The following is a 15,670-nucleotide window of genomic DNA, read 5'->3' on the forward strand; positions in this document are numbered from 1 at the left end:
TGATGGTGGATGGATCCGGTGTCGGGCGGTCGGTCGGGCGGGTCACCCCTTGACGGCACCCTGGGTGACGCCCGACATCACCCAACGCTGCGCGAACAGGTAGGCGATGATCGCGGGGGCCATCGCCATCAGGTACGAGGCGAAGGCGACGTTGTAGTTGCTGCTGAACTGGGTCTGGAAGAGGTTCTGTCGCACCGGGAGGGTCTGCAGTCCCGCGTCCGAGATGATGAGCGACGGCATCATGAAGTCGTTCCAGGCGTAGAGGAACGCGAAGATGCCGACGGTGGCACTCATGGGAGCCAGGAGCGGGAAGATCAGCTTCCAGAATGTCTGCCAGGTGCTCGCACCGTCGATGCGCGCACTCTCCTCGAGTTCGATCGGGATCGATCGCAGGAACGCCGTGAACAGCAGCACGCTGAAGCTCAGCTGGAACATCGTGGCGAGGATGATCACCCCGAACGGGTTGTCGAGTCCGACCCGACCGGTCAGCTGGATCTGCGGCAGTGCGACGACCGGGAACGGGATGAACATCGCGGCGAGCAGGTAGAAGAACGAGAAGCGGAACAGTCGGCGATCCCAGTTGCGCACGATGGCGTACGCGGCGAAGGAGGCCAGGATGATCGTCGCGACCACGGTCCCTGCGGTGACGAGGAGCGACATCGCGAAGCCGACCGGGAACTTCGTGAGCGTCCAGGCCTGGACGAAACCGTCGATGCTGAACGGTGCCGGGAGCGAGAAGGCGTTGCCGTCGACCGACTGGGTGTCGGTCTTGAACGCCATCGAGATCGTCACGTAGAGCGGCAGGAGGACGGTCACTGCGCAGAGCAGCAGGATGATCGTCGTCGACCAGCTCACCCGCTCTCCCCTCGTCCGCTGCTTCGGGGTGGCGTTCGCCGTGGTGATGGACTGGGTGCTGAGCACGGTTGGCGTAGCCATCAGAGTGCGTTCCTTCCGCGCGTCGCCGAGAGTTGCACGAGGGCGATGATGATCGTGATGATGAAGAACAGGGTGGCCGTGGCCATCTGGTAGGCGTAGTCACCCGTCTGGAACCCGCGGATGATCGTCATCGAGATGCTCCGGGTGGAGGTGCCCGGGCCACCGTTGGTCAGACCGACGATGATGTCGTAGGCGTTCAGGTAGTTCTTGAAGCCGAGGATCACGTTGATCACGACGTATCCCATCACCAGCGGCAGGGTGATCCGCAGCAGCTGCTGGCGCTTGTTCGCGCCGTCGAGCGACGCCGCCTCGTAGACGTCACCGGGGACCGCGAGGAGGCCTGCGATGTAGATGAGCAGCGTGCCCGGGATCGACTGCCAGGCCGTCACGATCACGATGCCGAGCCAGGCCAGGTCCGGGTTGGAGAGGATGCTCGTCTCGAGGAACGGGATCCCGAGCGCCGAGCCGGCGGCCGGTACCGAGTTCATGAAGAGGAACTGGAACACGTAGGCGATGATGATGCCCGAGATGACCATCGGGATGACGAAGATCCCGCGGAGCCCCATCTTGAAGCGGATCTTCGCGGTCAGGCCGACCGCGAGCAGGAACGCGATGACGTTCACCGCGATGACCGTCACGAGCGAGAACCCGAAGGTGAAGAGGAAGCTCGTGAGGATGGCCGGATCGCTGAACGCGGCGATGTAGTTCGTGAAGCCGATGAACTCCCAGTCGCCGATCCCGATGGAGTCGGTGAAGCTGAAGAAGATGCCGACGACGCCGGGAAGCGTGATCGCAAGGGTGAACAGGATGACGGCCGGGAACAGGAAGAAGTAGTAGATCGGCTCGACCCGTTTGGTGCTGCGTCGGACCTTCGGGTTGCCCCCGGTCACGATCGATGTGGTGGCGCTCATTCGGAACCCTCCTTGCTCGTGACGGGCGGCTGTCGGAACGCGAGGCGTGCCCAGTCCGCGTCCATGGTGCGGAGCATCGACGCCGCGTTGGTGCCGAGGACCAGCGACTGCGCGTAGTTCTCGGTCGGGATGGCGCGGGGGTTGAGCACGCCCGGCCCCTGGTAGAACGCGCCGGCGTCGTAGTACGGGATCATGCCCGCGACGCGCGGGTCGTCGGGAGCCGTGCCGTCGTCCGTCGGGACGAACCCGAGCTGCGACTCGTTGTAGGCCTGGATGACCTCCGGCTGGAAGAGGTACTCGAGGAAGTCGCGGGCACCCTCGGGGTTCTTCGCCTCCTCGGGGATGATGGTGACGAGGTCGAGGTTCACCCGGACCTTGAGGTCCTTCGGGTCTTCGGTCATCGGCAGCGGGAAGGTCCCGAGGTCGAGATCCGGTGCGGTGAGTGCGATCTGGCTGAACGCCCACGGGCCCTGCAGGTACATGGCGCCCTTGCCCTCGGCGAAGGCGACGTTGCCGGCGTCGTAGGTGCGACTCGGCGCATCAGCCTGCGTGTACTCCTTGGCGAGCAGCTGCATCTTCTCGATGGGCTCCAGGAAGTCCTTCTCGAACGAGACCGGAGCATCCGGTCCCACCTCGGTGCCTTCCTCCGCGAGCCGGTCGTAGAAGTCCGGGATGTCGACGGCGCCACCGACCGAGTAGTCGAACCAGCCCTGGTTGGCGGTCCAGGCATCGGCGAACGTCGCGTAGAACGGCGCCACGCCGGCCGCCTTCAGCGTGTCGGAGACGGCGATGAGTTCACTCCACGTCGTCGGCACCTCGAGGCCGTACTCGGCGAAGATCGTCTTGTTGTAGATGACGGAAGCGGCCATCACCGAGTAGGGCAGCGCGCTCGTGCGTCCCTCGCAGACGCCGTACTGGTCGAGCAACGGCTGGAGGTCGTCGCGGATGGACGCCGCCGCTGTCGTGTCGGACAGGTCGGAGAGCGCGCACCGTTCGACGAAACGCGACACCTCGTGGTTGTAGTTCGAGAGCATGAGGTCCGGCGGGTTGCCACGGACGAAGCTCGCCGCGAGCGGATCGGGCCCCGAGGTGTCCATGACGACCTCGTACTGCTGCTGCGAGGCGTTGTAGTCCGCGACGGCCTGGTTCATGAAGGTGAACGCCTCACGCTTGCTGAACGTGAAGTGGATGGTCTCCCGGCCATCACTCGAGCAACCGACGAGGACGCTGGCCAGGAGCGCCACACCCGCCACTCCGGCCGTGGCGCGTATCGCGCGTTTCAGTGGGTTCGACATCATTGTCCTTCCGCGGAGCCCTCGATGGATCCGCTGACTAAATACAGAGAGTAAATCAACTGATGACGGAAACTCTGCCATCCGTTCGACGTCTGGTCAAGCACCGGTTCCATCACGACATCCACGGGTCGGACACCGTGATCGTTCACGGTTCTGCGCACGGTGCAGTGCCTCCGCGGCACGGTGTCCACGCGGGCCCTCGGATCGTGGATATCGTTGTCGGTCATGGAAGCGACGACGACGGAGCGGGCATCGGAGCCGCGCTCCTCCAGCATCACCGCCGTCCTCGATCACGCCTGGGCGACGTCCGCGTTCACCGCGGCCGACGTCATCACCGCCACCGGGTTGTCACGATCGACGGCGATCACGCTCTCCGACGAACTCATCGGACTGGGTTGGCTGACGGAGCTCGATGACGCACGTCAGGCTGGTGCCGCCTATCGGAAAGGTCGCCCCGCCCGACGCTACGAGCTGCGCATCGACGCCGGGATCGTCGTCGGTGTCGACGCCGGAGCCCACTCCATCACCGCCATCGCTGCAGACCTGCGCGGTCGGGAACTCGCGAGGTCGCACCACACCGTCGATCCGGCGGCCACCGCTGAGGCGCGGGTCGACGCCGTCGACGCGGCGATCGACGAGGTCCTGCGACAGTGCGGACCGAAGCCGCCGCTCTGCATCGTGCTCGGCGTCCCGGCCCCCATCGACGCGCTCGGGCGATCACCCGAGGGCAACGTTTTCTGGGATCGGATGAACCCTTGGCTCGGTGAGCGCATCCGCGACCACGGCTGCGCGGTCGTCACCGACAACGACGCGAACCTCGCCGCCGTCGCCGAGGGCGCGATCGGCGCCGGCGTCGGTGTCGACTCCTACATCACGGTGGTCACCGGTGAGCGGCTCGGAGCCGGATACGTCGTCGACGGTCGTCTCGTCCGCGGTCGCGGCCGGGCGGGCGAGCTGCACCTCCTCGACCTCGTCGACGGCGTCGGTTCGTCGCGAGGCATCGCCGCGCTCCTGCGCGACTGGGGTCGCGAGTATCGCGAGAGCGGCGGGCTTCCGGAAAGCAGCCCGCTCAGCCGCGTACCGGTCGCGCAGGTGGATGCGCAGTCGGTCCTCGCTGCGGCGGATCAGGGCGACACGGTCGCACTCGATCTGGTGCGCCGGATGGGTGATCGCATCGCGCGGATGAGCGCCATCCTGGGCGGGTTGCTCGACGTGGAGCGCATCGTGTTCGCCGGCGGGATCGCTCCGTCGATGTCGCAGCTGCTCGAGGTCGCGTCGGAGCGCATCCCCGGCTACATGAGCGCGGAACCTCCCCTGCTCGTCGCGTCGGAACTCGGTGCCGACATGGTGGCGCAGGGTGCGGTCGCGACCGCGATCGACGACGTGCGTCGCAACGCACTGCGGATCGACCTCGCGCACTAGAGCTCAAACGAGCAATCCATGCGGCACATTGCGCGTTTTGTCGATTTCCCTACCATCGTTGATATCGTCATCAAAAACTAAGACCCTCTCTGTACTCGCGAAGGCGCAAGATGGGTGTCCCATAGTTAGGGTGTCGATCACGCGCAAATGTCTCTTGGGACTAAGCTCCTCTTAGACTGAGCATTCTTGTCTAATGATTTGGTCGGCCGCTGGTCACCGGGGTGGCTGTCAATGAGCACCTGCGACCCGCAACAAGGAGAAGGTAGACCGACGATGAACAAGCTACGAGCGATCGTCGGCCCTTCTCCAGGTCCAGGCCATGGGGAGTGTTTCATCTGGACACGAACCTCGGATTCCAAGGTAGTGGCGATCGATGCCGGAGGGGCCGCTTCGATAGGGCGTCACGCAGCTTCATTCAATCCCCAGATCTTGATCCTGAGCCACGACGACTCGGATCATGTTCGGGGAGCTGTCGAACTCATCAACGGAGCGAAAAAGAGCCTCCGCGAGCTGTGGGTTCCCGCCGAATGGGCGCTACTCGTGCGACAGATCGCCAATACTGCGCCCGGCACCTCACTCTCCGCTGGTTTCGGGACGGTAGACGTCCGGGATCTTGAGTTATCGATCGCCAGACTGCTTCAGCAGACGGCGACCGACGGCGGCGCTCCACCACTCGCGGTGACTCTCGCTCAGGCTGAACAGAACCTTCGATCGTGGGATCTTTCAGGAGCAAGGCCGCAGCAAGGGTTTTCACTTAACAGTATTCGGCCTGCCTCGGCGGGCTGGTACGGCGCCAGTGACTTGGCTGAAATCATCAAACGAGTCAGGTTTCGCGCTAGGACGCTAATTTCCATTCTCAAAGCGGCACTCAATAGTTCGGTGTATATCAGGTATTTCTCCATTGACCTCGCCTTGATGAGCTCGAATAGAGGATGGAACCTTGAGGGGGATCCGGGAAACGTTACCCTCGCGAACGCATTCGAGGCTCCGCACGCTCTAGCCGTTCAGGTCCCTGCCGGTCTCCCATTCACGTACGCACTGACACGGATAACCGTTCAGAATCGCCGAGCCTTGTGCACTCTTCTCTGGAACGGACCACTCTCACCGAAGGGTGGATCGATCATCTGGAGTGATACTGACGGCGAGTGGCTTAAGCACTCCGGCCCACTCGGACTCAGCAAGCTCATCCGGACCCTCCGCGCAAGCTCCGCCCCGCATCATGCTTCCGCAAATGCCGCTCACGACACGGTTTGGAAGGAAATCAGTCGCGCGTCTCAACAACTGCTAATGATCAGCGCCGGAGGACAGAGGAATCAAGCGCACCGAACCGAATACACGGCAATGAAGAGCAGGCGGAGTTGCACTTGGTGTCGCCCAGGGTCCACGACCTATCAGGAAGTAGGCGTCTCCATAGCACCCTCGGGAGGAACAGCTCTTCGGGGGGCGTGTGTCATCTCGCACTGAATGCACCTCTCTGTCCAATGAGACCTGCATGAGCCCAGCCCGTAGCTCCCGCGACGATGGGAGAGGCTGGGCGACCGCGAATGGTGAACGGTCGGCATCATGCTGAACGAGTAGGGTCACCACGTCTTGTCGCCACGCCGCCCGTCGATGCCCGCGGAACGGAGGCTCCTATTTGCCCTGACGGAATCGGAGAAGTCTCTGTCGAACAGCGTTGGCCCTCTCTTCTGGAGCGTCACAACGCGCTGCGTATCGACCTCGCCCGACCAGTACGCTGACGTCGTAGCCAGCCGGAAGGAGCACCATGGCCGATGCGATCATCCTCGTGTCAGGGGGTGCGGCCGTGACCCCGTTCACGGGTCCGGACCATGCCGCCGGCTCCGGCCTCGCCGCCGGGAACACCCTCACCGCGCTGAGAGCGCACCTGCTCGGGCGGGCGATCCCGGTCTTCACCGCACCGGCACGCATCGGTGCCGGGGAGGTGCACGAGGACACGGGTTGGCAGGGGTTCGCCGATGTCCCGATCGTGCTGCCCGCCGAGGTGACCGTCAACGCCGTCGGTGGGATCGACGCCGGCGGAGCCAGCCTGGCCGCGTTCCTGCGGTGGCTGTCCGACGAACACGGTTTCGCGAGCGTCGACATCGTCGCCCACTCCATGGGCGGTCTCTTCTCTCGTGCCGCAATCCGAGAACTGCGCGGCTCCGGGCCGTCGATCGGCCGGCTCGTCACCCTCGGCACGCCGTGGGAGGGATCGCTCCTCGGCGATGTACTCACCGGCGAGGTCTCGGTCCACGACGCCCACGGTGACGAGGGGACCACGACGATCCTCGAGGGGTCGAGCGGCTATGCCGCCGAGAACTCACAGGGCGCTGCCGACGAGGTCTCACGCCGGTTCCTGCACGAGTGGAACACGACACAGGCCGGGTTCCTCGACGACCTCGCCGTCACCGCCATCGGGGCGGGCCACTTCCACACGGCGGTCGAGCCGCGACAGCTGTGGCCGCACGACGGTCTGGTGGCACTGCGAAGTGCCCGAGCCGATGACGTCCCGGTCGACGTGCTCCCCCTCGTGGTCCGCCACTCCTCCGAGGAGGACGTCCACAGCATCTTCTTCGCCGACGCCTTCGACCTCCCGTGGGAGCGCGCGCTCACCTGGGATCCCGAGGTCTTCTCCGTGATCGACGAGGCGCTCACATCCTGAGTCGGCGTCGATGTCCGTGCAAGCGGACCAGCGCTTTGGAATATACCCCGGAGGGGTATCGTTCGGCTTGCTGAACGAACCGAAGGAGTGCTCATGAGCGACCACACCCACCACAACCACGGCCAAGCATCCGACAACGCGACCTCCTGGCGGATGGCCGCCACCGCCACCCTCCACTGCCTCACCGGTTGTGCCATCGGCGAGGTGCTGGGCATGGTGATCGGCACCGGTCTCGGACTGCACAATCTCGGGACCGTGGTGCTCTCGATCGCACTGGCCTTCGTCTTCGGCTACGCGCTCACGATGCGCGGCGTGCTCCGCGCGGGCCTGTCCTGGCGCGCCGCCATCGGTGTCGCGCTGGCCGCGGACACCGTGTCGATCGCGGTCATGGAGATCATCGACAACACCGCGATGCTCGCCATCCCCGGAGCGATGGACGCCGGCCTCACCAGCGGCCTCTTCTGGGGCTCCCTGGTCGCCGCTCTCGCCCTGGCCTTCATGGTCACCACACCGGTCAACCGTTGGTTGATCAGCCGCGGCAAGGGGCACGCCGTCGTCCACGGACTCCACCACTGAGGCCATGATGGGCCTCCGACCTCGCGGTCTGCGACTGTCGTTCGGACGGCGCGTTGTCGTCGGCGGGGCCCGCCTGCTTCATCGTCGGCGGAGGTCTCGCAGTGCCTCCGGCGACGGGGTGAGACTGCCGACGATCTCGCCGAGGCTGCTGATGACCGGGTGACGTCGATGCGAAGGCGCGTCCTGGTGACCACCGTCGAATCGCAGGAACCGCACCTGGAGCGCTTCGGCGATCTCCTCGTCGTGATTGGTGTCGCCGACCATCAACACCCGCCGGGGATCATGGCCCGAGTCCTCCAACCACGCGGTCACGACATGCTCCTTCGACGCCGCATAGACATCGGTGATGCCGTGGACGTGTGCGAAATGGCCGTGCAGCGAGTGGGGAGCCAGCTGACGCTCGAGGGTGACCTCTGGGGTCGCCGAGATGAGGACCTGCTCGACGCCGAGCGCGTCGATCGCCGCAAGGGTGGCGCGGGCCTGCGGTTGGAGCGACGCCGCTCCCACGCCGGCGGCGAACAGCGCGAGATATTCGTCGGCCGCCTCCAGGAAGTCGGCTGCATCGACACCGAGCCGGGCGTAGAAAGCCCGGATGGGGAAGCCGAACACGGCCCGATACGCCTCCTGGTCGGATATCTCGGCAAGACCCCGCTGCCGGAGGACGGTGTTCATCGCGGCAAGCGCCACCTCGACATCGTCGAGGAGCGTGCCGTTCCAGTCCCAGCACACCGCGTCGATGGTCATGGATACGTTCTCGTGCACGAGGTCGAGTCTCACACGATCGGCCGACAGCGGTCGGATCCGACGAGGCCGGTGGCTCCCCCGCTCAGGTGGGCCCGACGCCGACCGCCAGTCCCTGCAGGACGTCTGCGAGTGCCACGGCACCGGCCTCAGCATCGGCGTCCTCGGCGTACTCCTCCGGCGAATGGGAGACGCCGGTCGGGTTGCGGACGAAGAGCATCGCGGTCGGCACGTGCGACGCGAGCACTCCGGCGTCGTGCCCCGCTCCGGTACCGAGCACAGGCGCCTCCGGCAGCATCCGTTCGAGGCGCCCGCGGAGGAACGGGTCGAAGTCGGTCGTGGCGCTGAACGACTCCTCGGTGATCGCGGCCTCGCATCCCTCCTCCGCTGCGACGAGCGACAAGCGTTCGGTGATCCCCGCCACGATCGCGGCGGTCACGACGTCGTCAGGATGACGGACGTCGATCCAGAAGTCCACGCTCGACGCGATCACGTTCGTGCCTCCCGGCAACGGGAGCACCCGACCGACGGTCGCCCGAGCGTCCGGCGTGGCCCGCCCGATCGTGCGGATCTCGGTGATCATCCGCGCAGCCGCGACGAGCGGGTCCCGTCGATCCTGCATGAGCGTCGTCCCCGCATGGTTCCCCTCACCGCGGATCGACACCCGCCACCGTCCATGCCCGAGGATGCTCGAGCCGATCGCGACCGGGCGATCGAGGTCGACCAGCGCCCGCCCCTGCTCGACGTGGAGCTCGACGAACGCGTCGATCGCTCCGAGCCCGGCCGGATCTGGACCAACACCCCGCGGATCGACACCATTGCGTGCGAGGACCTCGGCGAACGTGTCCCCCTCCACGTCGCGCAGGGCCAGCGCCCGATCCGGACTGATCGCACCGGTGAGGAGCCGCGAGCCGAGGCATGCGACGCCGAAGCGCGAGCCCTCCTCCTCCGGGAAGACCGCGACGACGATCGGCTTGGTCGGCTCGAAGCCTCGCGAGCGCAGGTGGTCGATCGCGATCAGCGCCGATGCGACCCCGAGTGGTCCGTCGTAGGCGCCACCGCCCGGTACCGAGTCGAGATGGCTCCCGGTGACCACCGCACCCGTCGTCGAACGTGACGGCACATGCCACCAGGCGCGGATGACCCCGTTGCCGTCGATGTCCACGTCGAGGCCGCGGCGCTCGGCCTGACCGACGAACCACTCCCGCAGCTCGAGTTCGGCGGTGGAGTAGACGGGCCTCGAGTACCCTCCCCGACGGTGGTCCCGACCGATCCCCGCGATCTCGTCCAGGAGCGAGACCACGGTGTCGCGGGTCACCGGACCGCTGCCAGGCTCGGCCGGAACATCGCCGGCACAACGTCTCGGCCCTCGATCAGCGCGAGGGCGTATTCGCCGATGAGCGGGGCGAACTTGGCACCGTGGCCGGAGCAGGGCGCCAGGACCGTGATCCCGTCGACCCTGTCGATGACGAAGTCCTCCGTCGGGGTGTTCGTGAACAGGCAGGTCGTCTCGGCATACGGTTCCGGGACGAGGCTCGGGAGGAACTCGCGGACGTAGGCGACGACCCGTCGGCGGTTGGCGGCGTCGACGACGCCGTCATGATCGGCGGCCGAGGGGATGCGCCTGCCACCGTTGTACTCGGCGACCTTCTGACCACGCCAGTCGGCGTCGCGCCCTCCGGGGAGCCCGTAGACCTGCATCCGCTCGGACTTGTGGATGAAGGTGGGCCACACGGCTCCCGATCGTGCCGGGTCTTCCGCGTCGATGCCAAGTCGGTCCCGGTACGGGAAGTGGTACGCCTGCTCCTGTCGGACCTCGAGGGCCGGGAACGCATCGAGGAACCCGCCCGGCAGCGCGAGCTCGCCGAGGAGGTCCGGAAGCCAGCCGCCGGCTGCGACGACCACCTGCTCCGCATCGAACGCCCTCCCCCGAGACCCGAGCACCCGGTATCCGGTGGCAGTCCGCGCGACCCGCTCGACCGGCTGATCGTTCAGGACCGTGGCCCCGGCGCGGACGGCGGATTCGAGCATCGCCATCACCGCCCGCTCCGCGTCGATGACGCCGGCTCCCGGATGCCACAGAGTGGGCGTGTCGAAGCCGATGTCCCAACGGGCTCTGGCTTCGTCTCGGGAGAGCAGCTCGTGATCGATGCCGTGCTCCGCCAGCACTGACGCGAGGTGCTCCGGGCGGCGGGTCGTCCCGAAGTCGAGCGCCCCCGTCTGCGTGATCAGTGGACGCCCGTGTTCCAGGCCGAGCTCGTCCCACCCTGACGCCGCCGCGAGGACGAGACGGGTGTAGGACGCCTCCGGGTAGGCGTAGCGGAAGATCCGGGCCGATCCGTGGGACGATCCCCACTCGTTGGCCGGGCGACTCCGCTCGAGGACGGTGACGTCGTGCCCGGCCTGGGCGAGGCGCCAGGCCGCCGCAGCACCTGCGAGCCCGGCTCCGACGACGATGACGCTCGTCATGCGCGTGCTTCCAGGTCTTCGTCCTCGTAGGCGCGCTCGGCGTGCGCGTGCTCGTCGATCCCGGCGACCTCGTGCTCCTCGGGGATCCGCAGACCGATGGTGATCTGAATCAGCTTCGCGATCACCCAGGTGACGATGAACGAATAGGCGAGGACCGCGACGGTCGCGATCGTCTGCACGCCGAGCAGTTCGAATCCGCCGCCGTACAGCAGACCGGAGCGTCCGTTCGGAGCCGCATCCGTCGCGAACACTCCGATGAGGAGCGTCCCGATGATGCCCCCGACGAGGTGGACCCCGACGACGTCGAGGGAGTCATCGAACCCGAGCCGGAACTTCCACTCGATGGCGAGGCAGCAGACGACGCCCGCGATGGCCCCGATGATGATCGCACCGATGGGCGAGACGGCGCCGCAGGCGGGGGTGATCGCCACGAGGGCGGCGATGATCCCCGATGCGCTGCCGAGGCTCGTGACCGCTCCGTGGCGGAGTCGATCGACGATGGACCAGCCGATGAGCCCGGCACAGGCGGCGACGGTGGTGTTGAGGAACACGACGCTCGCCGCATTACCGGCTGCGAGCGCTGAACCGGCGTTGAAGCCGTACCAACCGATCCAGAGCAACCCGGCGCCGACGAGGACGAGCGGGCGGTTGTGGGGACGGAGCTTGCCGCCCCAGTCCTTGCTCTTCCCGAGCACGAGGGCCAGTGCGAGCGCCGCGACGCCGGCGTTCATGTGCACGGCCGTCCCGCCCGCGAAGTCGACGGCACCGAGGGTGTTCGCGATCCATCCACCGGTCGCCGTGTCGTTCGAGAAGGCGAACACCCAGTGCGCGACCGGGAAGTACACGAGCGTCGCCCAGAGCCCGGCGAACAACAACCACGCGCCGTACTTCATGCGACCGGCGGCGGCACCGGCGACGAGCGCCGTCGTCACTCCGGCGAACAGCAGTTGGAACGCCGCGAAGAGTGCGAGGGGAATGCCGGCATCGGGGTCGTCGACGAGTGCCTGGTCGAGCCCTGCGAACTCGAACGGGTTCCCGATGAGTCCGAGCCCGCCGACGGAGTCACCGAAGACGAGCGAGTACCCGAAGGCCACCCAGAGCAGCGCGACGAGGCTGGCCCCGCCGAAGCACATGATCATCATGTTGAGGATGCGGCGGGACGAGACCATCCCGCCGTAGAACAGAGCCAGGGCCGGGATCATGAGGGCGACGAGCGCCGAGCTCGTCAGGATCCAGGCGACGTTTCCAGCGTCCACAAATCACTCCATCGTTCGAGGTGCACAGCGGCCGGACGGCCGCGGCGTCGGGTTCGGGTGGAACAGGTGTCGGTGCTCGGTGCCGGTCGGCGGTCAGGCCAGGTCTGGGGCTTCCCAGAGGTTGAGCTTCGTGCCAATCCCCTGCTCGACGGCGTTCTCGTAGATCGTCTTCGCCCAGGCGACGTCCTCGACGCCCATCCCACCGACGCTGAAGAGCACCGGCTGCTCGGGGAACTCGCGCCCGACGGCGCTCCCGTCGAAGACGTCTCCGATGTTGACCACGCGGGACTCGTCGAGTTCGCCGGTCCCGATGAGGTCCTGCCAGTAGAGGCCGATCATCCCGAACGCGGTCTCGTGTGACGGCGCCGGGTACTCCTCGGCCCACGCCTCGTAGATCTTCTTCGCGTCGGCGATGAGGCGGGCCTTGCCGGAGAGGGTGTACTCCTTGTCCATGCGCAGGTTCGCGGGCAGGCTCAGGAAGGCGCCCGGCTTGATCCAGTCGCCGTCGATGAACGGGTAATTCTCCGAGCCGACCAGGCCGGTGACGGCTTCGGAGACGATGTCCGAGTCACGCACGGCGGCCTCGACCGTCTCGGCGATCTCGATCGTCGTGAACTGCGGGTAGTGCTCGCGGACGTAGTCGGCGAACGCCTCGGACGTCGACCGTCGGCGCCCGTGGATGCGGATGGTGTCGAGCGAGGGACGGGCGGTGGTCATGGCGTGCAGGGCGCTCTTGTTCATGGCGCCGGGCCCGATGATGCCGAGCGACTTGGCGTCCACCGGCGCCAGGAGCTTCGCGGCGGCTCCCGGCACGGCAGCGGTGCGGTAGGCGCTCTCGAGGTTGCCGGACATGATCGCGTAGGGCGCACCGGTGTCCTTGTCGTTGAGCACGATGAGGTGGATGGAGCGCGGGAGGCCTCGCTCGCGGTTGTCGACGTTCGAGCCGTACCACTTGACGCCGGCGGTGTCGAAGCGTCCGCCGAGGTAGGCGGGCATCGCCATGAACCGACGGTCGGCGGCGTCCAGCGGCATGCCGGGGAACGGTGAAGTGGCGGGGAACCCGATCGGTGCTCCGTGCGAGTTGGCGGTCGGGCCGGCCATCCGGTAGTCACCCTTCGCGACGAGCACCAACACCTCCTCCATGACCTCCATGCAGTGGGCCATGTCCTTCATGCCGGCGGCGATGACCTCCGGTTCGCTCAGGTAGAGCATGTCGATCCGGGTGTTCGGGGAAGCGTCTGCGGTCACGGGTGGTCCTCCAGGTCGGGGTGTGTGGTCCTCAGCGAACACGGTCGCGATCGTCCTGGTCAAATACCGATTCGAACCTCGATTGAGAGCGTTTCGCTCGCAATCTGGACGAAACAGCGTGGTAATACGACGGTCGTATCGTCGATGGGATGGAGCTCCGCCAGCTGCGCTACTTCCTCGCCGTCGCCGAGGAGCTCCACTTCGGGCGCGCCGCTCGACGGCTGCACATGTCGCAGCCACCGCTGAGCGTCCAGGTCGCACGGCTCGAGCAGGAGGTCGGCACCGCACTGTTCGACCGTTCGACGAGGCGGGTGGCGCTGACCCCCGCTGGACGACATCTCCAGGCGCGGGCGAGACACATCGTCGAGGAGCTCGACACGGTCCGGGGTGAGATGCGCGACTTCGTCGACGGTCTCGCCGGGGAGCTCACCGCGGGGTTCGTGAGTTCGGCCAACTACACGGTCCTCCCCGGTGTCGTGCAGCTGTTCCGGGCGAGCCGCCCCGGGGTGACGCTACGCCTGGTGCCGTTGACCTCGGGCGAGCAGTTCGACCGGCTCCGCGACGGCACGCTCGACGTCGGGATCGTCCGTGACGAGGTCCCGCAGACGCCGTCCGACACTTCCCCCGCGCTCACGACCGAGGTCGTCTTCGAGGAGCGTCTCGTGGCGTGCCTCCCGGTCGGTCACCCGTTGGCAGGGCGACCCGAGGTCACCGCGGAGGAGCTCATGGAGGTCCCGATGATCTCCTACCCGCGGGCGCTCATGCCGGGATTCGTGGACCGCGTCGCGGAGGTGCTCGGCACGTCGAGTCGGACGCAGGTGGTCGAGGAGGTCGTCCATCAGGAGACCGCCCTCGGGTTCGTCGCGGCCGGCGTGGGTACGACGATCCTGCCCGAGTCGGTGCGGCAGCTGGTGCCGCCGTCGATCGTCGTCGTGCCGCTCGCCGGCTCGCCGACGACACGCCTGCTGGCCGCTCGTCAGGAACGGACGGACGAGAGCCCGGTCCACGACGCGTTCATCGCGTGTCTCCGTGACGCGGCCGCACAAATCGGGTGAAGGCCCACTCGAACACCGCGCGTCCGCTTCCCGTCTGGGCGGCGTAGCCCCAGTGTTCCTGCCCGACCTGGACAAACGAGTCGACCCTGTCCAAGCTAGAACCGATGACCGACACCCGCGACGACTTCACCATCCGACGAGCCACTCCGGACGACGTCCCCCTCCTGCAAGCGTGGAGCTGCGACGAACCCGTCGCCTGGATCGACCCGGAACGGCTGACCGCCGAACTCGCGAGTCGGAACTATCGACCGGAGTGGTCGTGGATCGCCGAGCAGGACGGTCGCCCGATGGCACGAGCACTCTGGTGGGGCCAGGCGGACGCGAACCGGCCCGCCACGCTCGACTGCCTCACCAGCACGGTCGAGGTCGCGGAGCCCGAACGTGTCGGCGCCGCACTCATCCGTGCCGGACTGGACGCCTTCGGCGCGGGTCCCGCACTGGAGTTCAACGTCGACGTCTCCCCTGCGTGGGCGGATGACGCTGCGAGTGTGGAGGCGGTGCGCTGGCGCCACGAGGCTGCTCGCGCGGGTGGGTTCTCGCGCACGACCGAGCGGGTCAGCTTCGCGAGGTCCAGCTCCGATCCGGTGCCGGCACGATCGCAGCGCCTTCGTTTCGTCGCCGCCCCGGACGACGCGTTCCACGAGCTGTTCGCCCTGGTCGCGACCGGCACCCTCGATGCGCACACGCAGGACATGGTCGCGCGCGAAGGACTCGAGGCGCTCGCGGACGACGACCTGGCGTTCTACCGTTCGCTCCCCGGCGAACGGGACGCATGGCGGGTCGCAGAGCTGCTCGACGGGACGATGGTCGGGTACATCATCCCGACGAGGACGGCGTACGACGCGAGTATCAGCTACCTGGGTGTGCTCCCCGAGCATCGCGGACACGGGTACGTGCACGACCTCCTGGCGGAGATGGTCCACATGCACCACGGGTCGGGGCAGGACCGGATCGTCGGCACCACGGACGCCGCGAACACCCCGATGCGCGGCGCCTTCGATCGAGCCGGTTTCTCGGTCACGCGCGTTCGGATCGTTCACGAGCAGTAGGTTCGCCCCGGGCTCGGTTCCGACCGAGTCAGCTGAGCACCGCGACACGG

Annotated in this window: 13 protein-coding genes; 5 read left to right on the plus strand and 8 right to left on the minus strand. The window is 67.0% G+C overall.

From position 1 onward, the window contains the following. Positions 1–42: 42 nt before the first annotated feature. The 3 genes from IFT89_RS02565 to IFT89_RS02575 are packed head-to-tail and all read right to left on the minus strand — an operon-like array spanning position 43 to position 3,142. Positions 43–936, minus strand: coding sequence for a carbohydrate ABC transporter permease (locus tag IFT89_RS02565; RefSeq protein WP_064293707.1), 894 nt, complete (start codon positions 934–936; stop codon positions 43–45). Further along, positions 936–1,847, minus strand: coding sequence for a carbohydrate ABC transporter permease (locus tag IFT89_RS02570; protein ID WP_079002413.1), 912 nt, complete (start codon positions 1,845–1,847; stop codon positions 936–938). Before IFT89_RS02570 ends, IFT89_RS02565 begins: the two co-directional genes overlap by 1 nt. After that, the gene (locus IFT89_RS02575) at positions 1,844–3,142 is read right to left on the minus strand and encodes an ABC transporter substrate-binding protein (protein ID WP_202938127.1); all 1,299 of its coding nucleotides are present in this window, start codon (positions 3,140–3,142) and stop codon (positions 1,844–1,846) included. Before IFT89_RS02575 ends, IFT89_RS02570 begins: the two co-directional genes overlap by 4 nt. Positions 3,143–3,367: 225 nt before the next feature. Here IFT89_RS02575 and IFT89_RS02580 point away from each other — a divergent pair, with 225 nt between their 5' ends. From IFT89_RS02580 to IFT89_RS02590, 3 genes are all read left to right on the plus strand, one after another. Continuing rightward, a complete protein-coding gene (locus IFT89_RS02580) occupies positions 3,368–4,564 on the plus strand; it encodes an ROK family protein (protein WP_202938128.1) in 1,197 nt (398 codons plus the stop codon). 1,765 nt (positions 4,565–6,329) lie between these two features. Continuing rightward, positions 6,330–7,226: an esterase/lipase family protein gene (locus IFT89_RS02585; RefSeq protein ID WP_202938129.1), complete on the plus strand. Its 897-nt coding sequence runs from the start codon at positions 6,330–6,332 to the stop codon at positions 7,224–7,226. Between the two features lie 93 nt (positions 7,227–7,319). Further along, positions 7,320–7,802 carry a DUF4396 domain-containing protein gene (locus IFT89_RS02590; RefSeq protein WP_202938130.1) on the plus strand — a complete coding sequence of 161 codons (483 nt, stop codon included), beginning with the start codon at positions 7,320–7,322 and terminating at the stop codon, positions 7,800–7,802. Between the two features lie 78 nt (positions 7,803–7,880). Here IFT89_RS02590 and IFT89_RS02595 read toward each other — a convergent pair whose 3' ends face one another. From IFT89_RS02595 to IFT89_RS02615, 5 genes are all read right to left on the minus strand, one after another. Next, positions 7,881–8,546, minus strand: a complete 666-nt coding sequence (locus IFT89_RS02595; protein ID WP_202938131.1) for an HAD family hydrolase — start codon at positions 8,544–8,546, stop codon at positions 7,881–7,883. Positions 8,547–8,628: 82 nt separating this feature from the next. Beyond that, positions 8,629–9,861: an allantoate amidohydrolase gene (locus IFT89_RS02600; RefSeq protein WP_202938132.1), complete on the minus strand. Its 1,233-nt coding sequence runs from the start codon at positions 9,859–9,861 to the stop codon at positions 8,629–8,631. Further along, complete coding sequence (locus IFT89_RS02605; protein ID WP_202938133.1) at positions 9,858–11,012, minus strand: FAD-dependent oxidoreductase; 1,155 nt, start codon at positions 11,010–11,012, stop codon at positions 9,858–9,860. Before IFT89_RS02605 ends, IFT89_RS02600 begins: the two co-directional genes overlap by 4 nt. Continuing rightward, positions 11,009–12,268: an ammonium transporter gene (locus IFT89_RS02610; RefSeq protein WP_086473388.1), complete on the minus strand. Its 1,260-nt coding sequence runs from the start codon at positions 12,266–12,268 to the stop codon at positions 11,009–11,011. Before IFT89_RS02610 ends, IFT89_RS02605 begins: the two co-directional genes overlap by 4 nt. A gap of 93 nt (positions 12,269–12,361) precedes the next feature. Further along, positions 12,362–13,516 (minus strand): tyramine oxidase subunit B, encoded by a 1,155-nt coding sequence (locus IFT89_RS02615; RefSeq protein WP_307783395.1) that lies wholly within the window; start codon positions 13,514–13,516, stop codon positions 12,362–12,364. Between the two features lie 149 nt (positions 13,517–13,665). On the opposite strand from IFT89_RS02615, the gene IFT89_RS02620 reads away from it, so the two are divergent. Together IFT89_RS02620 and IFT89_RS02625 are read left to right on the plus strand one after the other, a co-directional pair. After that, positions 13,666–14,571, plus strand: a complete 906-nt coding sequence (locus IFT89_RS02620; RefSeq protein ID WP_202938134.1) for a LysR family transcriptional regulator — start codon at positions 13,666–13,668, stop codon at positions 14,569–14,571. A 104-nt stretch (positions 14,572–14,675) separates the two neighbouring features. Then, on the plus strand, positions 14,676–15,620 hold the full coding sequence (locus tag IFT89_RS02625; protein ID WP_202938135.1) for a GNAT family N-acetyltransferase: 945 nt from the start codon (positions 14,676–14,678) through the stop codon (positions 15,618–15,620). The last annotated feature ends 50 nt before the right edge of the window (positions 15,621–15,670 follow it).

The sequence above is a fragment of the Plantibacter sp. CFBP 13570 genome (assembly GCF_014841395.1).
GTDB lineage: Bacteria > Actinomycetota > Actinomycetes > Actinomycetales > Microbacteriaceae > Plantibacter > Plantibacter auratus.